Annotated in this window: 22 protein-coding genes and 1 pseudogene; 16 read left to right on the forward strand and 7 right to left on the reverse strand. The window is 61.0% G+C overall.

What is annotated here, in order from left to right; genetic code table 11:
- Together KF794_00005 and KF794_00010 are read left to right on the forward strand one after the other, a co-directional pair.
- A partial coding sequence (locus KF794_00005) for a type I restriction endonuclease subunit R (protein QYK45147.1) occupies nucleotides 1-1,934 on the forward strand: 1,934 nt, incomplete at its 5' end.
- 8 nt (nucleotides 1,935-1,942) lie between these two features.
- A complete protein-coding gene (locus KF794_00010; protein ID QYK45148.1) occupies nucleotides 1,943-2,881 on the forward strand; it encodes a restriction endonuclease in 939 nt (312 codons plus the stop codon).
- 99 nt (nucleotides 2,882-2,980) lie between these two features.
- Here KF794_00010 and KF794_00015 read toward each other — a convergent pair whose 3' ends face one another.
- Together KF794_00015 and KF794_00020 are read right to left on the reverse strand one after the other, a co-directional pair.
- The gene (locus tag KF794_00015) at nucleotides 2,981-3,448 is read right to left on the reverse strand and encodes an Rrf2 family transcriptional regulator (protein QYK45149.1); all 468 of its coding nucleotides are present in this window, start codon (nucleotides 3,446-3,448) and stop codon (nucleotides 2,981-2,983) included.
- Between the two features lie 75 nt (nucleotides 3,449-3,523).
- Nucleotides 3,524-3,808, reverse strand: coding sequence for an adenylyl-sulfate kinase (locus KF794_00020; protein ID QYK45150.1), 285 nt, complete (start codon nucleotides 3,806-3,808; stop codon nucleotides 3,524-3,526).
- 80 nt (nucleotides 3,809-3,888) lie between these two features.
- On the opposite strand from KF794_00020, the gene KF794_00025 reads away from it, so the two are divergent.
- A complete protein-coding gene (locus KF794_00025) occupies nucleotides 3,889-4,551 on the forward strand; it encodes an ABC transporter substrate-binding protein (protein ID QYK45151.1) in 663 nt (220 codons plus the stop codon).
- Between the two features lie 73 nt (nucleotides 4,552-4,624).
- On the opposite strand, the gene KF794_00030 is transcribed toward KF794_00025, so the two are convergent.
- Nucleotides 4,625-5,440 (reverse strand): alpha/beta fold hydrolase, encoded by an 816-nt coding sequence (locus KF794_00030; protein QYK45152.1) that lies wholly within the window; start codon nucleotides 5,438-5,440, stop codon nucleotides 4,625-4,627.
- Nucleotides 5,441-5,466: 26 nt separating this feature from the next.
- Nucleotides 5,467-5,781, reverse strand: a complete 315-nt coding sequence (locus KF794_00035) for an NIPSNAP family protein (GenBank protein QYK45153.1) — start codon at nucleotides 5,779-5,781, stop codon at nucleotides 5,467-5,469.
- A gap of 125 nt (nucleotides 5,782-5,906) precedes the next feature.
- Between KF794_00035 and KF794_00040 the strand changes: the two genes are divergently transcribed.
- The 5 genes from KF794_00040 to KF794_00060 all read left to right on the forward strand — a co-directional run bounded on the left by KF794_00040 (nucleotide 5,907) and on the right by KF794_00060 (nucleotide 10,559).
- A complete protein-coding gene (locus KF794_00040; protein QYK45154.1) occupies nucleotides 5,907-7,223 on the forward strand; it encodes an ABC transporter substrate-binding protein in 1,317 nt (438 codons plus the stop codon).
- 90 nt (nucleotides 7,224-7,313) lie between these two features.
- Complete coding sequence (locus KF794_00045; GenBank protein ID QYK45155.1) at nucleotides 7,314-8,210, forward strand: branched-chain amino acid ABC transporter permease; 897 nt, start codon at nucleotides 7,314-7,316, stop codon at nucleotides 8,208-8,210.
- A 1-nt stretch (nucleotide 8,211) separates the two neighbouring features.
- Nucleotides 8,212-9,174: a branched-chain amino acid ABC transporter permease gene (locus KF794_00050; GenBank protein QYK45156.1), complete on the forward strand. Its 963-nt coding sequence runs from the start codon at nucleotides 8,212-8,214 to the stop codon at nucleotides 9,172-9,174.
- A complete protein-coding gene (locus KF794_00055; protein ID QYK45157.1) occupies nucleotides 9,171-9,914 on the forward strand; it encodes an ATP-binding cassette domain-containing protein in 744 nt (247 codons plus the stop codon). Before KF794_00050 ends, KF794_00055 begins: the two co-directional genes overlap by 4 nt.
- Before the next feature lie 3 nt (nucleotides 9,915-9,917).
- Nucleotides 9,918-10,559 carry an ATP-binding cassette domain-containing protein gene (locus tag KF794_00060; protein ID QYK45158.1) on the forward strand — a complete coding sequence of 214 codons (642 nt, stop codon included), beginning with the start codon at nucleotides 9,918-9,920 and terminating at the stop codon, nucleotides 10,557-10,559.
- Here KF794_00060 and KF794_00065 read toward each other — a convergent pair.
- Nucleotides 10,556-11,590, reverse strand: coding sequence for a GntR family transcriptional regulator (locus tag KF794_00065; GenBank protein ID QYK45159.1), 1,035 nt, complete (start codon nucleotides 11,588-11,590; stop codon nucleotides 10,556-10,558). The two genes, KF794_00060 and KF794_00065, sit on opposite strands and share 4 nt — an antisense overlap.
- Between KF794_00065 and KF794_00070 the strand changes: the two genes are divergently transcribed.
- From KF794_00070 to KF794_00090, 5 genes are all read left to right on the forward strand, one after another.
- Nucleotides 11,522-12,574, forward strand: a complete 1,053-nt coding sequence (locus KF794_00070) for an alpha/beta hydrolase (protein QYK45160.1) — start codon at nucleotides 11,522-11,524, stop codon at nucleotides 12,572-12,574. The genes KF794_00065 and KF794_00070 overlap by 69 nt on opposite strands.
- A gap of 30 nt (nucleotides 12,575-12,604) precedes the next feature.
- Nucleotides 12,605-14,917, forward strand: coding sequence for a xanthine dehydrogenase family protein molybdopterin-binding subunit (locus tag KF794_00075; GenBank protein QYK45161.1), 2,313 nt, complete (start codon nucleotides 12,605-12,607; stop codon nucleotides 14,915-14,917).
- Complete coding sequence (locus tag KF794_00080) at nucleotides 14,914-15,405, forward strand: (2Fe-2S)-binding protein (protein ID QYK45162.1); 492 nt, start codon at nucleotides 14,914-14,916, stop codon at nucleotides 15,403-15,405. Before KF794_00075 ends, KF794_00080 begins: the two co-directional genes overlap by 4 nt.
- Nucleotides 15,405-16,292 (forward strand): xanthine dehydrogenase family protein subunit M, encoded by an 888-nt coding sequence (locus KF794_00085; GenBank protein ID QYK45163.1) that lies wholly within the window; start codon nucleotides 15,405-15,407, stop codon nucleotides 16,290-16,292. The genes KF794_00080 and KF794_00085 overlap by 1 nt, the downstream gene beginning before the upstream one ends.
- 142 nt (nucleotides 16,293-16,434) lie before the next feature.
- Entirely contained in the window at nucleotides 16,435-17,238 is an 804-nt protein-coding gene (locus KF794_00090) for an SDR family oxidoreductase (protein ID QYK45164.1), read from the forward strand.
- A gap of 12 nt (nucleotides 17,239-17,250) precedes the next feature.
- Here the strand turns inward: KF794_00090 and KF794_00095 are convergent.
- Together KF794_00095 and uca are read right to left on the reverse strand one after the other, a co-directional pair.
- Nucleotides 17,251-17,649: pseudogene (locus KF794_00095) on the reverse strand (allophanate hydrolase).
- A 45-nt stretch (nucleotides 17,650-17,694) separates the two neighbouring features.
- Nucleotides 17,695-21,324 carry an urea carboxylase gene (gene uca, locus KF794_00100; protein QYK45165.1) on the reverse strand — a complete coding sequence of 1,210 codons (3,630 nt, stop codon included), beginning with the start codon at nucleotides 21,322-21,324 and terminating at the stop codon, nucleotides 17,695-17,697.
- Between the two features lie 496 nt (nucleotides 21,325-21,820).
- On the opposite strand from uca, the gene urtA reads away from it, so the two are divergent.
- The 3 genes from urtA (at nucleotide 21,821) to urtC (ending at nucleotide 26,448) form a co-directional block, all read left to right on the forward strand.
- On the forward strand, nucleotides 21,821-23,104 hold the full coding sequence (urtA, locus tag KF794_00105) for an urea ABC transporter substrate-binding protein (protein ID QYK45166.1): 1,284 nt from the start codon (nucleotides 21,821-21,823) through the stop codon (nucleotides 23,102-23,104).
- A gap of 81 nt (nucleotides 23,105-23,185) precedes the next feature.
- On the forward strand, nucleotides 23,186-24,805 hold the full coding sequence (urtB, locus tag KF794_00110; protein QYK45167.1) for an urea ABC transporter permease subunit UrtB: 1,620 nt from the start codon (nucleotides 23,186-23,188) through the stop codon (nucleotides 24,803-24,805).
- Nucleotides 24,806-25,011: 206 nt separating this feature from the next.
- Nucleotides 25,012-26,448: an urea ABC transporter permease subunit UrtC gene (gene urtC / locus KF794_00115; GenBank protein QYK46518.1), complete on the forward strand. Its 1,437-nt coding sequence runs from the start codon at nucleotides 25,012-25,014 to the stop codon at nucleotides 26,446-26,448.

Raw genomic sequence — 26,448 nt, forward strand, 5'->3', positions numbered from 1 at the left:
ATTATCAGACCATGCGCGAATACGAACGGTTCGAGAAAGGGGCGGCGAACTCCAACACCTCGACCGCCGTGCTGCAACGGCAACTGGAAGACCCGAACGCGCGCATCATCATCACGACCATCCAGAAGCTCAGCCGGTTTGTCGCCCGGAACAAAAAGCATCCGGTCTATGACGCGCATGTCGTGGTGATCTTCGATGAATGCCACCGCAGCCAATTCGGCGACATGCACGCGGAAATCACCCGCTCTTTCAGGCGCTATCACCTGTTCGGCTTCACCGGCACGCCGATCTTCGCCGAAAATTCCGGTACCGGCGGCAATCCACTCCTGCGGACCACGAGCCAAGCATTCGGCGACAAACTGCACACCTACACCATCGTCGATGCGATCAACGACAAGAACGTGCTGCCATTTCGCATCGACTACATCAATACGATCAAGGCCGGGGCGGCGATCCATGACAAGCAGGTTTCGGCCATCGACACGGAACGGGCGTTGCTCGCGCCCGAGCGTATTTCACAGGTGGCGGGCTATATCCGCGAACATTTCGACCAGAAGACCAAACGCAGCGCCAGCTACAGGCACGGCGGCAAGAGACTGAACGGCTTCAATTCGCTGTTTGCCTGCGCCTCAATCGACGCCGCCAAACGCTATTACACCGAGTTTGCTAGCCAGCAGAAGGACCTCCCGCCAGCGCAACGACTGAAGATCGGCCTGATCTACAGTTTTGCCGCCAATGAGGGGGAGACGGACGGCTTGCTGAGCGAGGAGGAGTTCGAGACCGAAGGGCTGGATCAGGGATCGCGCGATTTTCTGGAAGCCGCCATACGCGACTATAACAGCCTGTTCGCCACCAATTTCGATACGTCTGCCGACAAGTTCCAGAACTACTACAAGGATTTGTCTCAGCGGCTGAAGAACCGCGAGCTTGATCTCGTGATCGTGGTCAACATGTTCCTGACCGGCTTCGACGCCACCACGCTCAATACGTTATGGGTGGACAAGAACCTGCGCGCGCACGGGCTGATTCAGGCCTATTCGCGCACCAACCGCATTCTGAACTCGGTCAAGACCTACGGTAACATCGTCTCCTTTCGTGATCTGGAGCAGGCGACGAATGATGCGCTGGCGCTGTTCGGCAACAAGGACGCCAAGGGCATTGTCCTGCTCAAGCCCTATGCCGATTACTATGCGGAATATCAGAAGAAAGTCGCCGAACTGGTGGCGCTGTTCCCGCTGGGCGAGCCAATCGTCGGAGAGGCCGCGCAGAAGACGTTCATCAAACTGTTTGGGTCGATCCTGCGGTTGAAAAACATCCTCACGGCGTTCGACGATTTTGCTGGCAATGAAATTCTCAGCGAACGCGATTTTCAGGACTATCAGAGCCTCTACCTGAACCTGCACGCCCAATTCCGCAGCGTTTCCGACGCTGAAAAGGAAGCGATCAACGACGACGTGGTGTTCGAGATCGAGCTGATCAAACAGGTCGAGATCAACGTCGATTACATCCTGATGCTGGTCGAACGGTTCATCCAGGCCAAGGGCACCGGAGACGACAAGGAAATCCGCGCGACCATCGACCGCGCGATCAACTCCAGCCCGTCGCTGCGCAACAAGAAAGACCTCATCGAACAGTTCGTGGATTCGGTTTCCGCGACGGCAAAGGTGGATGCGCAATGGCAAGCCTTCATGGCGGCGAAGAAGGTGGAGGAACTGGAGCGGATTATTGCCGAGGAAAGCCTGAATGCTGCGGCGACCCACAGCTTCATCGACAATGCGTTCCGCGATGGCAGCATCCCTTCCACCGGCACCGCCATCACCAGAATCCTGCCGCCGGTGTCGCGATTCTCGAAAGGCAACGGCCATGCCACCAAAAAGCAGGCCGTGCTCGATAAGCTGGCCGCTTTCTTTGAACGGTATTTCGGGCTGATATGAGCAAACCAATGGAAACGCCTGACACTGCCGCTGAGATTCCTGATTACCAAAGCCTGATGCTGCCAGTCCTGCACGCCGCCAAACAGGCCGAGGTGCGGATCGGAGATGTCATCGTAAATCTCGGGAGTGACCTCGGGTTGAGCGAAGCGGCGCGCAACGCCCTGCTTGCTTCAGGCCGCCAGACCATTTTCGCTAACCGTGTGCACTGGGCAAAAACATATCTCGCGAAGGCCGGACTGGTTGAAACCACCCGACGCGGCCATTTCCGTGCCACACCGCGCGGCGTTGAAGTTCTCATCGCTGCGCCTGAGCGGATCGATAATCGCTTCTTAGCTCGCTTCGAGGAATTCCGCGCGTTCACAGACCGTGGAACGTCGTCCGCCACGGAGGAAGCTGATCGGATCGACGTCGCTTCCGACACCGCTGAAGCAACACCAGACGAAATCATGCGCGCCGCGCATCGCCGGATCGAGGCTGCGCTGGGAGAGGATTTGCTGGATCGTGTTCGCGCCGCACCACCGGACTTCTTTGAGCGGCTGATCGTCAATCTTCTACTCGCAATGGGCTATGGCGGATCGGTTGGAGAAGCTGGGCGTGCGCTCGGGCGTAGCGGGGACGACGGCGTTGATGGCGTGATCGATCAGGATGAGTTGGGACTTGACCGGGTTTACATCCAGGCCAAACGTTATGCTGCGGGCAACAGCGTAAGCTCTGGCGCAATCCGCGATTTCTTCGGCAGTCTTGACCGGCACAAGGCCGCCAAGGGCCTGTTCGTCACCACATCGACCTTCACCGCCAGTGCTCGCGATACCGCCGAATATTTGAGCAAGCGCATCGTGCTGATCGATGGTAGGCAACTGACACGGCTGATGATCCGGCACAATGTTGGCTGCCGGATCGAGGAAAGCCTACACGTCCGCAAAATCGATGAAGATTTCTTTGAATGATATCATAGGGCTATAGCGTAAACGTAGTGATCATCACTATCGGTCGCGGCCCGCCAGCCTCTTTCCGGAATTGGCGGCGCTGCCGCGCTCAACGCGATTTCAGATCGAGTAGTCGAGGTTCCGGGCGACGGAAACCTTCACGCCGCTTTTGCGGGCGTCCTCGCACAGATCGTCGAGCGAATATTCGCCGAGCGCCGCGCGCAGGTGGCGTTCCGCCTTTGCTTCGAATTTAGCCAGCGCCTTGCCGTAACGCGAGCTGCGGTCGTCGCTCGTGGCCGTATCGGTGTCGAGCGAAGCCTCGACGATGGCCGCGGCGGAGATTCTTGCGCGTTCGCGCGCGAGGCCGTATCCGCCTTGCGGGCCGCGCGTGCTTGCCAGCAAACCGGCGCGGACGAGTTGTTGCAGGATCGGCTCAAGCCCACGTTTTGGTACGCCGATGGCCTCGGAAATTTCGATGGTGGGGATCGTGCGCCCGGCGCCTGTCAACGCGACGTGCACCATTGCTTCGATGGCAACGACACTCCTCCGAGGCAGCTTCAGCATGTCCCATTCTACCGAGATTCGCACCGGCGTTTCTCCTTTACGGGGCTGCCCCAGCCTTGTCGACCGCTATCGCGATGCAACAGGGCATCGAGAGCGCTTTTAGATCGTCGTGTTGGTGTCGGTTTCGGTTCGCTTGAGTACGCCTGTGTCGCGCAGCAGATCGACGACGCGGGCCACCGCGATTTCGACGGGCATCTCGTCGGTGCGGAGCGTCAGGTCGGGTGCGGCGGGTTCTTCGTAGACGCCGTCCACGCCCGTGAAGCCCTTGATCTCGCCCGCGCGGGCGCGCCTGTAGAGTCCCTTCGGGTCGCGTTCCTCGCAAACCGCGAGCGGAGTCGCGACATGAATCTCGAAGAAGCGCTCGCCCACGAGTTCGCGCGCCATCGCCCGGTCTGCGGCTACCGGAGAGATAGCGGCCGGACAAGGGTCAGATTCAGAAAGACCCCTTCAGCTATTTCGGCCTGGTGACGCTCAAAGACTCTCCGATCAAGGAGTGCAAAGACGTCAAGGGCAAGAACATGGCCAATGGCTCGACCTCGAACGGCATTCTCCACGCCATCGAGATCTGGCTGCAGACCTGCGGACTGACGCTGAAAGACGTGAACCTGAAGTCGATGTCGTACAGCGACGTCGTGCCTGCACTTGTGAATGGGGCGATCGACTTCGGCCATCTTGGCGATCCGCTGATCGCGATCAACGAGAAGAACGGTCTTATCCGTGTGCTGAGGCGTCACAACCAGTTGCGTCCGCATGAGCAGCTTGCAGTGCTCTATTATTCGAGCAAGTTCATCAAGGACACCGATCTCGCGCGCCGTTTTATGGTCGCTTATGTGCGCGGGCTGCGGGACTATCAGGAAGCCTACAAGAACGGCCTTCCGCCGGCTGAGTGGCTGGTGAAGATCATGCAGAAGCATACCCGCGTGAAGGACGCCGAGCTTTACAAGATCATGCAGGCGGCTGGATTGGATCGTTGGGGCGAGATGGATCTCGTCTCCATGCGCGACGACTTCGAATGGTTCAAGAAGCGCGGGCTTATCGTTTCGAGCGAAGTGAAGTTCGAAGACCCGATCGATACCTCCTTCTTGAAGTACGCCAAGGAATACCTGACGCAACATCCAAATCAGTAAAAAACGTCACGAACGCAAAAGCGCCGGACGAAATTGTCCGGCGCTTTTTTTATTCTCAGGATTGCTGTGAACGCTAAACCCGAATTGGCCAGTTATCCCGTTCGACGGCGCCGACGAATTCTTTGACTGCGTTTGCGAAGTCATCGGCCGCCTCGATCGAGGAAATGTGGGCGGCATTAAGCACCACGACATCTGCTTGCGGAATTTTTGCCGCCAGTTCGCTTCCGCGTTCAGGCGTGGTCGACTTGTCGTGCTCGCCGCAGATAACGCGGACCGGAATCGTAATTCCGGAAACGGCTGCGCTTAGATCGGTCTGCGCCAGCACTTCGCAGCAGCGCGCATAACCTTCTCCCGGCGTGCCGGAAATCATTCCGGACACTTCCGCCGAACGGCCGGGGTTGTTCTGCTGAAACGATTTCGTAAGCCAGCGGTCGAGCGTTGCTTCGAGGAGCGGCGCCAATCCTTGCTCGCGGGCAAGCCGTGCGCGATCCGTCCACATCGATGCGGGCGGAAAACTGAACGCGGTATTCGCAAGCATGAGGCCCGAAAAGCGTGCGGGGAAATGCACGCCGAGCCACTGTGCCGTTAAACCGCCGAGCGACAATCCGCACAGATAGGATTTCTCGATCTTGAAGTGATCGAGAATTGCGATGACGTCGCGGCCGAGCGTTTCGATCGAGAGCGATCCGGTGCCGGTATCGGATTGGCCATGTCCGCGCGCGTCATAGCGGATGACGTCCATTTCATCCGAGACGAGCCGGACCAGTTCGTTCCACATCGTCATCTCTGCTGCGAGCGAATTGGAGAGCGCCAACACCGGCCGCCCGCCGCGAATTTCGGCATTTACGGCAAGCCGCACATCGGAAGACACTGGAATCCGGGCGTTCATTATTGTCACTTTCAAAAAATTGCGTGCTAGCGGATTGGAGAGAAGTTCGTGCCGGTCAGCAGCTGGTTCTTCTGCGTGACGAAATAGGGCTGCGCGGCTTTGAGAAACCCTTGCCATTGCGCGTTTTCTGCGAGTTTTGCCCTGCGTTGTGCCCGGTCCTCGAACGAGGCGTAGCCCCAGAGATGCACGACCTGATTGATGTCGCCGATTTCCGTTTTGAAATATCCGAGCAGATTGCCGAGAATCTCGCGGTGAACCGCCAACCCTTTGTCTTCATAGAGCTTTATGTATTCCGCGAGCGTTCCCGGCCGCAGTGTGTATGTGCGCATTTCGATTATCATGGGATGTTTCTCCGGACCCGTTTTGCGGGCAGCGTTTGACAGCCCGCAAACCTTGTATACATAGTTTGCCAACGCCAAGAGAAATAACATCGAAGAAATAAAACATCGATAAGGGAGACGGAAAAATGAGAACCGGCTTATGGCGATTTATGGGAATACTCGCAGCCTTCGCTGCACTGACCATCGGTGTGCAGCCGGCGTCTGCGCAGGACAAGGATAAGGTTTTTCGTCTTGGGATCGTGACGTTTACGTCGGGTCCGGGCGCGGAATCCTTCGGTGCGCCTAGCTGGTACGCAGCGCAGCGCCTGATTCAGGCGCTCAACGAAGGCGGACAACTGCCGGCTCCCTACGACAAGATCGGCTTCGGCGGGCTGAGGGTCGAGATCAACGTCATCGACGAGAGCGGCGGCACCACGAAGCAGGTGCAGGAATTGCGCAACGCATTCGAGCGCGATGGCTACGATGCGATCATCGGCTACATTTCATCGAGCAACTGTCTTGCCGCCGCGCCGGTTGCCGAGGAAATGAAGAAGCTGCTGATCCTGTTCGATTGCGGCACGCCGCGCATTTTCGAGGATCGCACCTATCAGTACGTTTTCCGCAACTCGTCGCACGCGACGATGGATAACGTCGCGCTCGTTCGCTACTTCCAGAAGCGCAAGCTGAAACTCGATACTGCCGCAGGCATCAACCCCGACTACGCTTATGGCCGCGACAACTGGAAGGATTTTATCCAGAGTCTTCAAAAGGTTAGCCAAGGCACGAAAACCGGTTCCGAGCTTTGGCCGAAGTTGGGCGCGGGCCAGTACGGCACCGAAATTTCAGCGCTGCTGCAAACCAATCCGAGCATCGTTCACACCAGCCTCTGGGGCGGCGACCTGCAGGCCTTCATCCTGCAGTCGGTGCCGAGAGGCCTGTTCAAGAACCGTCACGTTGCGATCATGGCAGGCGATCACGTTCTGCATCCGCTCGGCCGCCGTATGCCGGAAGGCGTGATCATCGGCGCGCGTGGCGTCGGCGGTCCGTTCGCAGTAAAGAGCGCACTCAACGACTGGCTGGTTGCGAATACGCAGAAGTACGAACCGGGCGTGATGCCGAGTCAGGGTCACTACCGCATGACGCAATCCGTGCTCGGCCTGAAGACTGCGGTCGAGAAGGCGATGGCGGCGAACGGCAACAAGAAGCCGACGCCGGAGCAGATTGCTGCCGCCTTGCGGGGCCTTGAGTGGGATACCCCGTCGGGCAAAATCAAGATGGCGCTCGGCAACGGCCATCAGGCGATTCAGGCGAACGCTATCGGCGTCACCAAGTGGGACCCGCAGCGTAACGTTATGACCGTCACGGATGTCGAGGTTTTCGCCGCCGAATGCGTGAACCCGCCGCCGGGCATCAAGTCCGAGGACTGGATCGCCCAGGGCTTCCCCGGTGCCAAATGCGACTAATCTGTCGCTGACGCCGGCCAAACCGGAAAGGGGACGCAACGGCCCGCCGTTGCGTCCCAAATTTCAAACTGAAATCGGGGCACCCTGACCGTGCAGCTCGCCGCCACCATATTGATCGATGGATTGATCGACGCGTCCTGGATTTTCATCGTCGCCGTCGGGCTGACGCTGATTTTCGGCGTGTTGAACATCCTCAACATCGCACACGGCAACTTCTATGCGATCGGCGCTTACGTCGCGGCGAACGCGGTGGGAATTTATTATTCCGGCTCCAACCCGCCGATGCTGGGTCTGGTGGCGATGACTGCCGCGGCGCTGGCCGCCGCCATCGTGCTCGGTCCGCTGCTGGAGCGCGGTCTGCTTCGCTTCTTCTATCATCGCGACGAGATCGTGCTCGTTCTCGTCACCTATGCGCTGTTCCTGATTCTCGAAGACGCGACCAAGCTGATCTGGGGCGTGAACCCGTATTATGCCTACGAACCCTATAGCCTGTTCGGCAATGTCAACGTCGGGCGTCTCAGCTATGTCGGCTACGATTTCTTCCTGATCGCGCTCGCAATCGTAATCGGCATCGTGCTCTGGTTCGGACTCAACCGCACGAAAAGCGGCAAGGTCGTGCTCGCGGTCATTCACGACCGCGAAATGAGCAGTGCGGCTGGTGTGAACGTCACCAAGATTTTCGTGATTGCGTTCACGATCGGCGTATTTCTGGCGGCACTCGGTGGCGCGTTCACTGCGCCGAAGATTTCGGTGCAGCCGGGCCTCGCGGTCATGGTCGTGCTGCTGAGCTTCGCGGTGGTCGTCATCGGCGGGCTGGGCAGCATCGAAGGCGCGGCGATTGCCTCGCTCATCGTCGGCCTCTCACGCGCACTTGCGATTCATCTCGCGCCCTGGGCCGAACTCTTCATCGTCTATCTGGTGATGGCGCTGATGCTCGCGATTCGTCCGCAGGGCATCTTCAGTCCCACCGCACTCCGGAAAATCTAGCATGTCATCGCGTCTCGCCATTCCGGTTGCGGCCGTTGTCACGGTCGTCGCGCTCGCAGTGCTAGGCAGGATTCTGCCCGGCTGGTGCGTATTCCTGCTGGTCACGGCTTTCGCAAAAGGCCTCGCCGCGCTTGGTCTGGTTCTCCTGATCCGCAGCGGCCAGCTCTCGTTCGGACAGGGACTGTTCTACTGCGCGGGCGGTTACGGCGCGGGCCTCGTCATGCTCTGGGGCGGCATCAACGACATGACATTGCTGGTGCTCGCGGGCGGGGTGGTTGCGCTCGTGCTAGGTGGCATCATCGCGCCGCTGCTCGCCGGTTATCGCAGCATTTTCTTCGCCACGCTGACGCTCGCGCTCTCCATGCTCGCGCACGGCGCACTGACCAAAGCGGATTTCCTCGGCGGTTCGGACGGCCTCAATCTGCGTCCGCCGAGCTTCTTCGGCTTTCAGCCCGCAAGCTCGGCCGAAGCGGTGTACGGGCTGTTCCTGTTCACGAGCGTTCTCGTCGTGATCGCGGCTGCGGCCTGCCGCGTGCATTTCGACTCCGTGCGCGGAATGTTGTCGCTGGCAACCCGCGACAACGAAATTCGCGTCGAATATCTCGGCGCATCGGTGCGCCGCGTGATCTCGGAGAACTTCGTCGCGGCGGCATTCCTCGGCGGCCTCGGCGGCGCGGTGAACGCGATCGCGGTCGCCCATATCGACCCTGAGCTGGCATTCTGGACCACTTCCGGCGAATTCGTATTCGTCGCGATTTTGAGCGGCCACGTCAGCGTCGCCGCCGTGTTCGTTTCCTCGATCCTGCTCGAGTTCATCCGCTCGTTTTCCAGCCAGTACTTCCCGAATGCCTGGCAGATGTCGCTCGGTATTTTCATGCTCGCTTCGATCCTGTTCCTTCCGAACGGCCTCGGCGGTTTGATCCGCCGCCGGAAAAAAACTTCGGCGGAAAGGAAATCCGCATGACCGCCGTGCTCGAAGCGAAAAGCGTCAACAAGGCGTTCGGCTCTGTCGTCGCCGCGAACGACATCAATGTCACGGTGAAACGGGCGGAGCGGCTCGGTCTGATCGGCACCAACGGCGCGGGCAAAACCACGTTCGTCAACATCGTCACCGGCTACATCAAGCCCGACAGCGGCACGATCTCGCTTGAAGGCCGGAACATAACGGGCCAGGCGCCGCGCGAAATTACGCGCGAAGGTGTTTGCCGCTCGTTCCAGGTGCCGCAACTCTACCTGACGCTGACCGCGGCACAGAACCTCGCGGTTGGTCTCGGCATCGCGGAAGGATCGGCTTTCTCGCCTTACGCGACTGTCGATGAAAAAATGGAACGCACCATCGAGAATCTGCTGGAGCGTTTTCGCCTGACGGATTACCGCGATCAACTAGTCTCGGAATTGCCTGGCGGCGTCCGCAAGCTGATCGACATTGCGCTTGCGGTCACGCGCAAGCCGAAAATCCTGTTGCTGGACGAGCCGACCAGCGGCGTCGCCGCCGAACAGAAATTCGCGCTGATGGATATCGTGATGGCGGCGCTCGATGACGATGTTACCGTGCTTTTTGTCGAGCACGACATGGATATCGTATCGCGCTACGCACAGCGCGTGCTTGCGTTCTACGACGGCAAGATCATCGCCGACGACTCGCCGCAGGCGGTGCTGGATAACGAGACGGTCAGGCGTCACATTACCGGAACGGCGGGGTGAGCCATGTTTGAAGCAAAATCACTCCACGTTTCCATCAAGTCTATCGAGATTCTGCGTGGCATCGACCTGAAGATCGGCGAGGGCGAGATGATCGGCCTCGTCGGCCGCAACGGCGCAGGCAAGACCACCACCATGCGCGCGCTGATGGGAATTCTGCCGGTGCAACGCGGCAGCATCGCGTATCGCGGCAAGGCCATCGACGGCTTTTCACCGAACCGGCGCGCTGCGCTCGGCATCGGCTACATGCCCGAAGATCGGAGGCTTGTGCCGCAACTGACCGTCGAGGAGAACGTGCTTCTACCGGTCTGGGCGATGAAGCATCTGGATTCGTCCGCGCGTCTGAAGGCTGCCTATGACTTGCTGCCGGAAGTCGCCAACATGCGCGATCGCCGTGCACTCCTGCTCAGCGGCGGGCAACAGAAGCTGGTGGCGCTCGCGCGTGCCATCGTTGCCGGCACGCATTTCCTGCTGCTGGACGAACCTTTCGAGGGTGTCGCGCCCGCGCTGTCGCAGCGGCTTTCGGAAGTCATCGGCGCGTTGCGCGGTCAGAAACTTTCCGTGCTGATCGCGCAATCCGACAGCAATCACTCGGCGAAGCTGCTCGACCGGAAATACACCATCGAGCGCGGCGCGAACGTGAACTAGTGCGGGACGTCGACTTCGAACAGGAATCGGTCGGAACGGAAGATGGTCAGGCCGGTGAGTATCGGTGTGCGGATTTCGTTAAGGGGCGTGAAATAGATCAATCCCATGGGCGTGCCGGGAGGAAGCTGAAACAGATCGGCGTGCTGGGCGGACAAGCCCGCCGCGCCGAACTCGAAGCGTGACTCCTTCACCTTGATCTTCGCCTGTTCCAGCATCCGGAACACGAAGGTGCCTCCGATCAATTCCTTGATCTTGGCCGCCACCTCTTCGCTGTAGAAAAGATAGTGCAGGCTTACCGGTTCGGAGTTCGCATAGGCGATCTTTTCGTGCTGGAAGACTTTGGTGCCGGGTTTGATTTGCAGGCGCCGCGCGACATCTTCGGGCGCGCGAATTTTACGGTGCGCCAGTTCCTTGACCTGCGGCGTAAATCCGGCGCGGGCAATCTCGTCGCCGATCGAGCGGTCCGATTTCGCGGCAAGCACGCGGTGGATGACGCCCTTTTCCTTGACGAAAACCCCGCGTCCCTGCTCGCCGTTGACCAGGCCTTCGTAGGCGAGATCCTTCAGCGCGCGCCGCACCGAGATCGCGCTGACCCCGAACTCCTCGACCAGGTCGTGAAGGCTTGGCAGCTTTGTATTCGGCGCATAGCGGCCGGACGAAATACGCTCGCGCAATTTATCCGCCACGTCGCGGTACAGAAAATCGCGCCCGCCGTTCCTGGGTTTCCTGTTCTTGCTTTTTGCCGAAGTGACCATGACGAGAATGAGCCGGTTTGACTGTATTGGTATGTTTGTATACAAAGTTTGGCACAGACTGCGCGAGATAAAGCTCCCGCCCATCAATGGATGTTCGTGCGTCGGCGGGCGCTGCTGTGTCAATAGCGGAGTCCTGGAAATCCAGATGGCCGAGAGGCCATCAAAGAACGCTAGGCGAGACAACTCGCCAAAAGGTGAGGGACCAAGGTGAGCAAATCTGTCGTCGAAGCTGTGATCGATCAGGGCATCAATCGTTTTCTCGCGGATGGCGTGCACTATCGCGATCTGATGGATCTGCGTAAGGCCACGCCGGACTGGGCTTCGTGGCCCGCGACATGGTCGAAGTGGGGCGATGAAGCCGAAAAGCGCGCCGACAAGGCCAAGAGCCTGAACGAAAAGCTCACCGCCGCGACCGAGTACGCGCGCGCTTCCCTGTTCCACCACTACGGACAGTATCTGTATTTCGACGACATCAAGGAAAAGAAGCGCATTCACGACAAGAAGGTCGCTTCCTTCACCAAGTCGTTGAGCCTGTTCGACGTGCCGTATGAGCGGGTTGGCATTCCCTATGACGGAATCAAGATGGCGGCCTATCTGCGCGTGCCGCCGGGCGTGAAGAAACCACCGGTAGTGATTCTACAGGGCGGTCTCGATACCACCAAGGAAGACTACCTTACCGTGAACGACCACTGCATCCGCCGTGGACTCGCGACGCTCGCATTCGATGGTCCCGGACAGGGCGAAACGGTTTTCGAGCGCTGGTGGCCGACCGATTTCGAAAAGTCGGTGTTCGCGGTGATCGATTTCCTCGAAACGCGCCCTGAAGTGGACAGCAACCGGATCGGCGTAATCGGCCGCAGCATGGGCGGCTGCTATGCGCCCAAAGCCGCCGCGATGGACAGCCGCATCAAGGCGCTCTGCGCCTGGGGCGTCATGTATCACATGCGCAATCTGAAGGATGTTCCTGAGCACACGCAGCAGGGCTTTGCGTTCGTCACGAACAGCAAGAATTTCGCCGAGATGGAGAAGTTCTTCGAAACCGTCGATCTGGTGCCCTATGCGTCGAAGATCAAATGCCCGACGCTGGTCGTCCACGGCGGCCTCGACGTGATCACGCCGCAGGACAACGCCGACCTCCTGCTGAAAGACCTCAAATGCGAGGTCGAAACGATGATCTGGCCGGACAGCGTCCATTGCTGCCATGATCGCTCACATATCGTGCGCCCCGGCATGGCCGACTTCATGATGCGGAAGCTATAACCGGGCGGCAAACCTACCCGGGTGAGAACCATGCTTGGAAAAGCGGTTCCGCGAAAAGAGGACGAGCGACTGCTGACAGGCCGCGGGCTGTACGTCGAAGACGTGCAGCTTCCGGGCATGTTGTATGCCGCCTTCGTTCGCAGCCCGCACGCGCGCGCCGACATCCTGAAGATAAACAAGGAAGCGGCGCTCGCCGTTCCGGGCGTGGTCGGCGTTTACGACGGCAGCGAATTCCCCGGCCTTAAAGCGCGGCTGCCGGAACTGAACGGCTCGGTCACGCTGACCAGTCCCTACATCGACCAGATCAATCTGCCCGGCCATTTCCTGTTCTCGAAACGCGCAAGCTATGTGGGCGAGCAGGTGGCGGTGGTGCTGGCGGAGTCGCCCTATGCGGCGGCGGATGGAGTCGCTGCGGTCGAAGTGGAGTACGACGCGCTTCCTGCGGTGGCGCGGTGGGAAGAGGCGATGAAGCCTAATTCTCCGCGTGTACATGACGGGTTCGACAATGTCGTCGCGCACCTGAAGCACAGTGTCGGAGATGCGGAAGCCGCTTTCGCCGCAGCCGAAGTCGTCATCGAGAAAAGACTGGAGACGCAGAGCCTGAAGTCCATGGCCATCGAATGCCGCGCGGTCGCCGCGCAATTCGATGCGCCGACCGGCGCACTCAATATCTGGTCCACGGGCCAGTTCCCGTACATGATGCGCAACACGATTGCGGGCGTGCTCGGTTTGCCGAGCGATCAGGTCCGGGTGATCGCACGCGATGTCGGCGGCGGTTTCGGCCTGAAGGGCGTGCTCTACGCCGAAGACGTCATCGTGCCCGTGCTGGCCTATCATCTGCGCTGCCCGATCCGCTGGGCGGAAACGCGCAACGAGCACATGACCTCCGCGAACCATTCGGGCAATCAGGCGCACGACGTGCGCATTGCCGCGAAGCGCGACGGCACGATCCTCGGTCTCGATCTGAAGCTCTACAAGGAAGTGGGTGCTTACGACCACTTCGACATGATGTTGCAGATCAACACGATCAATCACCTCACCACGCAATATAAAGTGCCGGCCTTGAAGATCGAGGGCTGGGCGATCGCGACCAACACGCCGCCGGGTTCGCCCTATCGCGGTGCGGGCCGCGTGGAGGCGGTGTTCACGATGGATCGCGTGCTCGATGCCATCGCGCGCGAGACCGGGCTGGATCCGCTAGAGGTCCGCCGCAGGAATATCGTGACACCCGCCGACATGCCGTATCGCAACGGCCAGATTTATCGCGATGGTGTTCCGGTCGAATATAAGGACATCGACTTTCCGCTGTTGCTGGAGAAGGCGATCCGCCGTGTTGATTATGCGGGGTGGCGCGAGCGGCAAAAAGAATTGCGCACCAAGGGCCGCTATATCGGCATCGGCATCGGCAGCTATGTCGAGGCGGGCGGGCTAGGCCCGTGCGAAGGCTCGCGGGTGAAAATCGACGAGCAGGGGCGCGTTTCGGTTTTCATCGGCGTCAATTCGCAGGGCCAGAGCCACGAGACCACGCTCGCGCAGGTCGCGGCGCATGCACTCGGTGCCAAGTTCGACGACGTATCGGTCTTCGGCGGCGACACGCGATTGATGGACCACGGCTTCGGAACCGGCGCGAGCCGTGTCGCGGTCAACGCAGGTAACGCCGTGATGAAGGCTTCCGGCGAGGTGCGCCGCAAGGTCGTCGGCTTCGCCGCGCAGGTGCTGGGCTGCGCGGAGACGGAAATCGTCATCAACGATAGCGTCGTCTCGGTCGCGGGGGCGCAGCAGAACTTCATTACGCTCGGCGAGCTGGCGGCGCGCTCCGTGCGCGACAAGCGCATGATCGAGCTGGGCGGGCCGGGACTTCACGCGACCGAGTTCTTTTATCCGCGCACGGTGGTGTGGGGTAGCGGCGTCAATATCGCGGTGGTCGAGATCGATCCGAAGACCGGCGCACTCGAAATCCTGAAATACGTCATCGTTCACGATTGCGGCCTGCCGCTGAACCCGCTGGTAGTGGACGGGCAGATTTCCGGCGGCTTCGCGCAAGGCATGGGCATCGCGTTCGGCGAGCACGCGGCTTTCGACGAGAACGGTCAGGTGCTGAGCGGCAGCCTGATGGATTATTATGTGCCGCGGATCGGCGACGTTCCGGAAATCGACGTCGAGCATGTCGTGTTCCCGACCAACGACAATCCGCTCGGCATCAAGTCGGTCGGCGAAAGCGCGCCGAATGCGCCCGCGGCTGCGTTCAGCGCGGCGGTGGAAGATGCGCTCGAAGGGCGCATCAGCATCACGAAACTGCCGATCACCCGCAGCACCATCCTTTCGGCGTTACGCACCCAATGAAGCGCACCGTCTCCCTCACCGTGAACGGCGTGACGCGCTCGGCTGAAGTCGAGCCGCGTACGCTGCTGGTGCATTTTCTGCGTGAGCATCTCCATCTCACCGGAACCCATGTCGGTTGCGACACTACGCAATGCGGCGCGTGCACCGTTCGCATGAACGATCAGGCGGTGAAGTCCTGCACGGTATTCGCGGTGCAGGCCGAAGGCGCGAAGATCGTAACGGTGGAAGGGCTGGCGCAGAGCGGCAACATGCATCCGATTCAGGAAGCGTTCCGCGAGCATCACGGCCTGCAATGCGGCTTCTGCACGCCGGGCATGATGATGGCGGCGACGCAACTGCTCGACCGTTATCCCGATCCCACGCTGGAGCAAATCAAGCATCAGCTCGACGGCAATATCTGCCGTTGCACCGGCTATCACAGCATCATCAAGGCCGTGCAGTCGGCGGCGGAAAAAATCCGCGCGCGCAAAGCGACGGGGGCGCTGTAGTGTTTCCCGCGTCTTTTGCATATCACCGGCCGCAAACGATCGACGAAGCGATCGCGCTGCTCGGCAGTCTCGGCGACGATACGAAACTGATGGCGGGCGGGCACAGCCTCATCCCTTCGATGAAACTGCGCCTGCTGGAGCCGAAGCACCTGATCGACCTCGGCGGCATCGCCGCGCTGAAAGGGGTTCGCATCAGCGGCGAAGAACTGATCGTCGGCGCGGCGACGACGCACTATCAGGTCGAATCTTCGAAAGAAGCGAAGGCCGCGCTGCCGCTGCTGTGCGAAGTAGCGGGCCTGATTGCCGATCCACAGGTGCGCAATCGCGGCACGATGGGCGGCTCGCTCGCGAATTCGGACCCGGCGGCGGACTGGCCCGCCACGGCGGTTGCACTCGACGCCGCTTTCGTTTGCCGGAGTTCGAGCGGCGAGCGCGTGGTTCCCGCTTCCGAATGGTTTCAAGGTCTGTTCACGACCGCGCTTGAGGAAGGCGAAGTGCTTTGCGAGCTACGCTACAAGCGTCTGCCGCCGCGCACTGCGGCGACCTACCTGAAGTTGCCGCATCCCGCGTCGCGCTTTGCGGTCGTAGGCGTGAGTGCCGCGATCACGACCGATGAAGCCGGAAATTGCATCGAGGCAAGAATCGGAATTACCGGCGTCAATACCCATGCCGTCCGCGCATCGGGAGTCGAAGCGGAGATTCGCGGGAAACAGTTCACGCCTGCGCTCATTGCCGAAGCGTCGTTACGCGCTGACGAGGACATGGATGTAAGCGGGGATATGCACTTCTCGGAAGAAGACAAGCGCGAACTCTGCCGCGCCTATGTCGAGCGCGCCTTGCTCCGCGTGCTGGAACGGACCAAAGCCGGAGCGTTTCAGGGCATCTGAAACAAAGCGGTTTTGCTTCTCAAGTATCGCGGCACATACGGCGCACTTGCGCAAATCATCAACCGCACTGCGGAAAAGCGCGTGCGATTGACTCGGCCCCATCCAGCGGTTCTATCTAGCGCAAAATACGGGGAGGCTTCTCATGTTCGAAAATCTGTTCTCGCTGAAAGATCGCGTTGCCGTCATCACTGGCGGTTCGCGCGGCATCGGCAAGATGATTGCAAGCGGGTATCTCGCCTATGGCGCGCGCAAGGTTTACATCACCGCGCGAAAGGCTGGTCAGCTGGACGAGACCGCGAAAGAACTCTCCGCGCAATATCCGGGCGAGTGCATCGCGCTCCCGATCGACATGTCCACGGTGGAAGGCTGCGAGCAGCTCGCGGCCGAGTTGATGAAGCGCGAGCCGAAGATCGACATTCTGGTCAACAACGCCGGTGCGGCGTGGGGCGCGAACTTCGACGAATTTCCGGAAAGCGGCTGGGACAAGGTGATGGACCTCAACGTGAAGTCGCTTTTCTTTCTGACGAAAGCACTGGCGAAACCGCTGCGTGCGGCGGCGACCAAAGAGCGGCCTGCGAAGGTCATCAACGTCGCTTCTATCGACGGCCTCTCCGTCAATCCGCTGGAGACCTATTCCTATCAGGCGAGCAAGGCCGCGGTGATCCATCTCACGCGCCGCCTCGCGGCGAAGCTGATCAAGGACAACATCAACGTCACCGCGATTTGTCCCGGCGCCTTCGCGTCCGAGATGAACAAGGCAGCGCGCGACCACGGCAACGAGATTGCCAAGCACATTCCCTCGCGCCGCATCGGAACCGACGAGGACATGGCGGGCATCGCGATCTATCTTGCGTCGCGCGCGGGAGATTATGTGGTCGGCAATTCCATCGCGGTCGATGGCGGCATCGTCTATGCCAATGTCAGCCTGCCGGTCGCGGGAGAGTAACGGCGCGGGCGCTTACACTGCTTCTTCGAGACTCTTTATATAGGCGCGCCAGCCACCGAAGCGCGAAATGTCTTCGGCGCCCTTGATGCCTTCCGGCTCGACGATGAAACCTTTCGGCGTCGTGCCGTCGGCGAGGCGCGTCGTCCCGATGCCGAGCGGCGCCGGAACGCCCGCGACGAACGAGCCGAATGCTTCCGTTTTCAGCGCCCAGACTTCCGTCGCGATGGCATGACCCTGGCCTGCGCTCACGCGGAGCAGGCCCGGCCTGCGCGGCGGCCCGCCCGCGAGCGCGAACAGCCTGTATTCAGGGAGCGTTTCGACCGCGCGCAGCAGCCGCGCGCCGCGGCTCGTAAGCTCGACGTTGAGCGGCATCCCGGACAAATGTGCGCCGACCACGGCCAGTTCAATTTCCACGGCTCACCTGTCCAGACTTCCCGTTCTTGATTCCCGTTCCGCTTACGCGGCCTTGATCGAAAGCAATGGATCGCCCGGCCCGACCTGCTTGCCGGGCTTGCAGAAGATCGCCGAGACCTTGCCGCCGGACGGCGCAACTACCGGAAACTCCATCTTCATCGCTTCCACGATGGCGACCGGCGCGCCGGCTTCCACCGGCTGTCCAACCTCGACCAATAGTTTCCAGATATTGCCGCTGATGTCGCTCGACACAAGCTGACCGTCGATCTCGCCGATTTCCTTCTCCGGCTCGGCGAGCGCGGCGGCGGTTGCCGCGGCGGTTTCCGTCGCCTGCCAGACCGCGACTTCTTTCGTGAACGCGGCCTGCTGTTGTTCCTTGAATGCGGCGATGCTCGCGGCATTGTCCTTCAGGAATTTCTCGTGCTCGGCGAGATCGAACACCTCGTGCTCGATCTTGATGGTCGCGCGGCCCTCGCGGAAGGCGAGGCGCTGTTCGGTGAGCTCTTCCTCGCTGACCGGATAGAAGCGGACCTGATCGAAGAATTTCAACAGCCACGGCTCGCCGTTCTCGAACGTCTTGTTGAGTAGGAACTTGTTCCAGATCGGCAGCGTACGGCCGATAAGCTGGTAGCCGCCGGGCGAGTCCATGCCGTAGATGCACATATAGACACCGCCGATGCCGACCGTGCCTTCCGCGGTGAACGTGCGCGCGGGATTGTATTTGGACGTCAGCAGGCGGTGGCGCGGATCGACCGGCACCGCGCAGGGCGCGCCGAGGTAGACGTCGCCGAGGCCCAGCACCATGTAGCTGGTCTTGAACACGATATCGCGCACCTCGTCGCGCGATTTGAGGCCGTTCAGGCGCTGGATGAAATCGACGTTGTTCGGCAGCCACGGCGCGGTGTCGCGCACCGACTGGCGATACTTCGCGACCGCGTCGAGGGTCGCGGAATCCTCGAACGCCATCGGCATGTGCACGATGCGCGTCGGGATTTTCATGGTATCGACCGCGGGCAGGATTTCCTCGATCCGCAGCAACGTCTCGATCAGCTTGCCTTGCGGTATCACGCGGCTGTCATAGTTAATTTGCAGCGAGCGTACGCCGGGCGAAAGTTCGAGGATGCCCGCGACCGGATTCTTCTTCAGTTCTTCCATCAGCGCGTGAACGCGGAAGCGGAAGCGCAGGTCGAGCGCCATCGGGCCGTATTCGAGCAAGATGTATTTGTCGCCTGCCTGCCGGTAGGCGACCGCGGGCCGCGAACCTTGCTCCGGCAGTTCCGCGAGTACGGTTTGCGAAACGGTTTTCGCGGCTTTCAGTTCGATGGGCTTGCGCGCGGGTAATTTCGTGAGCGGCGACAGCGACGCAATCGCCGCATCCTGCGCCTTTTCCAGTGCCAATGCTTCGTCGAAGGTCATCGGCAGGAAGCGGATGCTGTCGCCGGGCTTCACCTGGCCAACTTTCCAGAGTTCTCCCTTCGCGATCGTCACCGGACAGACGAAGCCGCCGAGGCTCGGACCGTCGCGCGTGAGGATCACGGGCAGGTCGCCGGTGAAGTTCACGCTGCCGATTGCATACTCGCAGTCGTGTACGTTGGAGGGATGCAGGCCCGCTTCGCCGCCGTCGCTGCGCGTCCATTCCGGTTTCGGGCCGTTTAGGCGAATGCCGAGGCGGTTGGAGTTGTAGTGGACCTGATAGGTCGAGGCGAAGAAGGTCTCGATGGCGCTGTAGGTGAAGAAGTCCGGCGCGCCGTGCGGGCCGTAGAGGCAGCCGATCTCCCATTCTTTCACATCATAGGATGGAATGAGTTCGGCGGGCGCGGCCTTCGGTTCGTATTTCGCGGGCGGCGACTTGCATGCGGCAATCTTCGGGTTGCTCATCAGCAGCATGTCGCCCGCGCGCAGCGGCCGTCCGGCATGGCCGCCGAACTGGCCGAGCGCAAATGTCGAGCGACTGCCGAGATACACCGGCACGTCGAAACCGTGACGGATCGAGAGATAGATGCGGCAGCCGGTTTTCGCGCGGCCCATCTTCAGCACTTGCCCGGCTTTCGCCTGCACCGGTTTCCAGAAATCGCATGGCTTGTCGTCGAGCGTTGCGCCACTGTCCGCGCCGGTCAGTGCGAACAGGCAGTCGTCATGGAAGCGCAGCGTCGCGCCCTGAATCGTGCATTCAAGCCCGGCCGCAGCCTCGTCGTTACCGACGATGCGGTTGCCGATGCGAAATGCGTAGTCGTCCATCGGGCCGGACGGCGATACGCCGATCGACCAGTACCCGACACGGCCCGGATAATCCTGAATCGTTGAATAGGTGCCCGGTTCGAGCACTTCGATCACCGGCGGCACGAACATGAAGCGCGAAAGCGCGCCGGTCGAAACCTTGCCCGCCGCGAAATCCGGCCATGCCACCACTTGCCGCAGGTAATCGACATTGGTGGCGATGCCCTGCAACGAAGTTGCGTTCAACGCTGCGATCATCTTCGCAATCGCTTCCGCGCGGTCCTTGCCGTGGACGATCAGCTTCGCGATCATTGGATCGTAGAACGGCGAGACTTCGGTGCCGGTCGCGACCCACGTATCGACGCGCGCATCCGGCGGGAAGAAGACTTCCGTCAGCACGCCGGGTGAGGGCTGGAAGTTCTTCACCGGGTCTTCCGCATAGATGCGGACTTCGATGGATGCGCCCTTCGGCTCGTATGTCTTTGCGAATACAGGCGGTTCGCCCGCGGCGATCTTGATCATCCACTCGACCAGATCGAGGCCGAGCACGGATTCGGTCACCGGATGTTCGACCTGCAGGCGCGTATTCACTTCGAGGAAATAGAACTCGTCGCGCGTGCGGTCATAGATGTATTCGACCGTGCCCGCGGAGCGGTAGCTCACCGCCTTTGCCAGCTTCTCGGATGCGGCGAGCAATTTCTCGCGCGTCGCGGGAGGAAGGTCGGGAGCGGGAGTTTCCTCGACGACCTTCTGGTTACGGCGCTGGAGCGAGCAGTCGCGCTCGCCGAGCGCAACCACGTTGCCCTTACCGTCGCCGAAAATCTGCACCTCGACGTGCCGCGCGCCGTCGACATAGCGCTCCAGAAAGACGCCGGTATCCTTGAAGAAGTTCTGCGCCATGCGCTTCACGCCGTCGAAGGCGGCGATCAGCTCGCCCTCGTTCGCGCAGCGCGTCATGCCGATGCCGCCGCCGCCGGCGGTGCTCTTTAACATCAGCGGGTAGCCGATCTTCGAGGCCGCGGCCTGCGCTTCTTCCAGCGAGGCGAGCAGGCCGGTGCCGGGGGTAAGGGGCACCGACGCCTTCTCCGCGATTTCGCGCGAGGTGTGTTTCAGGCCAAAGGAACGGATCTGCTCCGGCGTCGGCCCGACGAATGCGATGCCTGCGGCTTCGCATTCTTCCGCGAAGCCTGCATTCTCGGAGAGGAAGCCGTAACCGGGGATGATGGCTTCCGCGCCGGTTTCCTTCGCGGCGGCGAGGATTTTATCGCTGCGAAGATATGTGTCGGCGGCGCTTGTGCCCTCCAGCCGGATCGCAACATCGGCCACGCTGACATGCCTGCTGGCGCGGTCGGCGTCGGAATAGACCGCGACGCTCCTGATCCCCATTTTCTTCAGCGTGGACGCGATGCGCACGGCGATCTCGCCGCGGTTGGCAATCAGGACGGTCTTGAACACGGCTGCGATCCCCGGACATCGATGTGCCGCCGGCCACGGACATTCGGGGGAGAAACCGTCTGCTCACCGGGTGAGCATGGACACGCGAAACCCCGCCGAAGGCTGCCGCCTGCGCGCTTCGGCAAGTAACTTTGCAATGGCAGTGCCACTTGCTCCGCATCGCCCCCGATGCGGGCTGGCGGCGAAAGCTGTGGTTGCGAGTCGTTGATTCGAGCGGGGCGGCGGCGCGCTGCGGAGATTTCTCACTCGTCAGGCACGTGGTCTCGGCGCGAGAGCCTGCAGCGGTATTGAATACAGTAGGGCTTTCTCTGCCTAATTATTATCCAGAGCGCCTATGGAAGATCATAAATTATGCAGCAGAGGGGTTTGGGCACTGGAATTGTATACAGAATCAAACCCGTAACGGCTGGCATGTGCGTTGCAACACCTACCCCGGCGCAACCTGTCTTCGCGCGCCTTCGGTCCGCTGTCGTTCCGAATCTCATGGGGAGCCTACATGTTCACAGTATTCAAGAAACTCGGCGCCGCGGCGGCAACCACCGCACTGGCGCTTTCCGTCTCCGCCGCGCCGGTGAAAGCGCAGGAAACCATCAAGGTCGGCATCCTGCACTCGCTCTCCGGCACCATGGCGATCTCCGAGACCACGTTGAAAGACGTGATGCTCATGCTCATCGACGAGCAAAACAAGAAGGGTGGCCTGCTCGGCCGCAAGCTCGAGCCGGTCGTGGTCGATCCCGCATCGAACTGGCCGCTGTTCGCGGAAAAGGCCCGCGAACTGATCAACGCGAACAAGGTTTCGGTCGTGTTCGGCTGCTGGACTTCTGTGTCGCGCAAGTCCGTGCTGCCGGTGTTCAAGGAACTGAACTCGATCCTGTTCTATCCGGTGCAGTACGAGGGCGAAGAGTCCGAGCGTAACGTGTTCTACACCGGCGCCGCGCCGAACCAGCAGGCGATCCCGGCGGTCGACTACCTGATGAAGGAATACAAGATCGAGCGCTGGGTGCTCGCCGGCACCGACTACGTCTATCCGCGCACGACCAACAAGATTCTCGAAGCCTACCTGAAGGCCAAGGGCGTAAAGGACGAGGACATCCTCATCAACTACACGCCGTTCGGACATTCGGATTGGCAGACCATCGTCGCCCAGATCAAGAAGTTCGGTACGGGCGGCAAGCGCACGGCGGTCGTCTCGACGATCAACGGCGACGCCAACGTGCCGTTCTACAAGGAACTGTCGAACCAGGGCGTGTCCGCGAAGGACATCCCGGTCGTGGCGTTCTCGGTCGGCGAAGAAGAACTCGCCGGCATCGACACCAAGAACCTCGTCGGCCATCTCGCCGCCTGGAACTACTTCCAGTCGATCGACACGCCGGAGAACAAGGCCTTCATCGAGAAGTGGAAGGCGTTCACCAAGAATCCGAAGCGCGTCTCCAACGACCCGATGGAAGCGCACGTGATCGGTTTCGCGATGTGGGTGAAGGCGGTCGAGAAGGTCGGTTCCACCGACGCGAACAAGGTGATCGACGCGCTGCCGGGCATCAAGGTCCCGAACCTGACCGGCGGCATCTCTGAAATGCTGCCGAACCACCACATCACCAAGCCCGTGTTCATCGGTGAAATCCGCGCCGACGGCCAGTTCGACGTGGTGTGGAAGACCGACGGCCTGGTGCCGGGTGCGGCCTGGTCGCCGTATCTCGAAGGCTCGAAGGATCTGGTTGCCGACTGGGTCAAGCTGAAGTGCGGCAACTACAACACCAAGACCAACAAGTGCGGTTCGTAATCTCCGCGCTTGCTTGACGAACACCGGGCGGGAGTCCGCTCCCGCCCGGCCTTTCCCTGAAGAAACAGAAGCACGGCACCCATGACGCTCGCTCCCGCAAGGTTCGGGAAACTCGCGGCCCTCGCGGTGCTGTTCCTCGCCTTGCTGCTCTCTCCTTCGCGCGTGCTGGCCGGTCCGTTCGAGGACGCGCTTCCCAAACTCGCGGCGGACTCCTTCTCCGATACGCTGACCGCCATCGCGGAAATCTCCACGAGCGGCCACCCGAATGCCGAGCCGGTGATTTCGGCGATTGCCGACGGACGTCTCCTGTTCGATCCCGCCACCAAGACGATCTATCTCCGCAGCGCGGGCGGAAAAATCCTGAACGTCACGACCGGCGCGGCGGAGCCGGCATTGCCCGCGGGCGCGAAGCCGGTGCGCCTGAACAACCGGATTCGCACCACACTCGATGCCGCGCTCGGCACGCTTCGCCTGCTTTCGCCGGACCGCAACAAGCGCCTTGAGGCCGCGGCGGCCGTGTTCAAGTCGCGTGACGCGTCGGCGCTGAAACTGGTCGAGGAAGCATTCGCGAAGGAAACCGATCCGCGCGTGAAGCGTGCGCTCGTCCATGCCCGCGCCGCGATCATCGCAAGCGATACGAACGCACCGGAAGCTGCGCGCATTGCCGCCATCAACGAGATCGGCGCGCGCGGCGACGCCGAAGCGCTCGATCTCCTGAACAAGATTCCTCCCGGCTCGTCGCCCGCGATCAAGGCGGCGATCGATTCCGCCGCTGCCGCTGTGCAGCGCTCGCTGGCATGGTGGGAGATCGGCCAGAACGTCTGGTACGGTCTCTCGCTCGGTTCGGTCCTGCTGCTCGCCGCCATCGGCCTCGCCATCACCTTCGGCGTGATGGGCGTCATCAACATGGCGCACGGCGAGATGGTGATGATCGGCGCCTACGTCACCTTCGTCGTGCAGGAGACGATCCGCCAGAATGCGCCGGGGCTGTTCGACTATTCGCTCGCGATTGCGCTGCCGCTCGCCTTCCTGATCGCGGGTTTCGTCGGCATCCTGATCGAGCGTGGCGTGATCCGCTTTCTCTATGGCCGTCCGCTGGAAACGCTGCTTGCGACCTGGGGTCTTTCGCTGGTTCTGCAACAGGCGGTGCGTACCGCCTTCGGTCCGACCAACCGCGAAGTCGGCGCGCCGAGCTGGATGTCCGGCGCGTTCGAGCTGGGGGGCCTCTCGATCACTTACAATCGGCTCTGGATCATAGTGTTCTCGCTCGCGGTGTTAGCGATGCTGCTGTTCGTGCTGCGTTACACGCGCTTCGGATTGGAAATGCGCGCGGTGACGCAAAACCGCCGTATGGCGTCCTCCATGGGCATCAAGACCAGTTACGTCGATGCGCTGACCTTCGGCCTCGGCTCCGGCATCGCGGGAATCGCGGGCGTCGCGCTCTCGCAAATCGACAACGTCTCGCCAAACCTCGGGCAAGGCTACATCATCGACAGCTTCCTTGTCGTTGTATTCGGCGGTGTCGGTAACCTGTTTGGCACCTTGATCGCTGCGCTATCGCTCGGCATCGCTAATAAATTCCTGGAGCCGGTCGCGGGCGCGGTGCTCGGCAAGATCCTGATTCTCGTTCTCATCATCCTGTTCATCCAGAAGAAGCCGCGTGGGCTATTCGCGCTCAAGGGCAGGGCGGTGGAATCGTGAGCGCGCTGATCACCCGCCGCAATCTCTCGATACTAGGCTTCGGCACGCTTGGTTTTCTCGCCGTGCTGTTCGGCGGCCTCGCGATACTGAACCTGCTCGTGAAGCCGCCGTCGGCGTTTCATGTGCCGTTCGCGACGATTTCCGCCATCGTGCGGGTCGTCTCCGAGTTGCTGCTCGCGCTCGTCGTGATTGTCGTCACCGCTTCGATGGTCATGTTGATGCGTCAGCAACAATCGGAGCGCGCGACATGGATCGTGGTCGCCTGCATTCTTGCAATCGCGGTGATCGTCCCGACGCTGAACCTGCTGGTGCCGCCGACCTCTATCTTTCATGTGCCGACCTATATCGTCGCGCTGCTCGGCAAATATCTCTGCTACGCGCTGCTTGCAGTCTCCGTCGATCTGATCTGGGGTTACGTCGGCATCCTGTCGCTTGGACACGGCGCGTTTTTCGCGCTCGGCGGCTATGCGATGGGCATGTACCTGATGCGGCAGATCGCGGGCCGCGGCGTCTACGCGCATCCGATCCTGCCGGATTTCATGGTGTTCCTGAACTGGAAGGAACTGCCGTTCTTCTGGTACTTCTTCGATCACTTCGCTTACGCGATGCTGATGGTGCTGCTGGTGCCGGGCTTGCTCGCCTTCGTGTTCGGGTGGTTCGCATTCCGGTCGCGCGTCACCGGCGTTTATCTCTCCATCATCACGCAGGCGCTGACGTTTGCGCTGCTGCTCGGATTCTTCCGCAACAATTTCGGTTTCGGGGGCAATAACGGCCTGACCGACTTCAAGGATATTCTCGGCTTCAACGTGCAGACGCAAGGCACGCGCGCAGTGCTGTTCGCACTGTCCGCGATTGCGCTGGCCATCGGCTATCTGATCTGCCGCGCCATCGTGAACTCGAAGCTCGGCAAGGTGCTGGTCGCGGTGCGCGATGCGGAGTCGCGCACGCGCTTCATCGGTTATCGCGTCGAGTATTACAAACTGTTCGCGTTCGTCGTCTCGGCTTGCCTTGCCGGCGTCGCCGGTGCGCTCTACGTGCCGCAGGTCGGCATCATCAATCCGAGCGAATTTCATCCGGCCAACTCCATCGAAATCATCATCTGGGTCGCGGTGGGCGGGCGTGGCACGCTGTTCGGCGCGGCGCTCGGCGCGGTGATTGTGAACTATGCGAAGACGCTGTTCACCGGCGGACTGATTGCGCCGTACTGGCTGTTCGGCGTCGCGCTCGTGTTGCTTGCCGCCTATCTCGTTTACCGTAGTCGCGCGCTGGCGGCGGCCGGTATCGGTGCAGGCGTCGTTGCTGGTTTGCTTGTCCACTTCCTTGGCGGCGAGCATGTGCCGCAAATCCTGCTCGGCCTCGCCGCTGCTGCCGGTGCGGCGTGGATTCTCACGACGCGCGCCGAAGCGGCAGGCGCGGCGCTGGGACTGCTCGGCGTATTGTTCTTCCGTACGCCGATGCTCGGCATCTCGCTTGCGGAATACTGGCTGTTCGCACTCGGTGTGCTGTTCGTGTTCACCACGTTGCTGATGCCGAAGGGCGTGATCGGTTCGCTGGCGGACCTGCGCGACAAAATCAGGACTCGCAGATCAGGCAAGAAAGCAAAAACCCCCGATGGCGTTCCCCAGCCGAGTGCCGCGGAGTAA

This window comes from Xanthobacteraceae bacterium (assembly GCA_019454205.1).
Classification (GTDB): Bacteria; Pseudomonadota; Alphaproteobacteria; order Rhizobiales; family Xanthobacteraceae.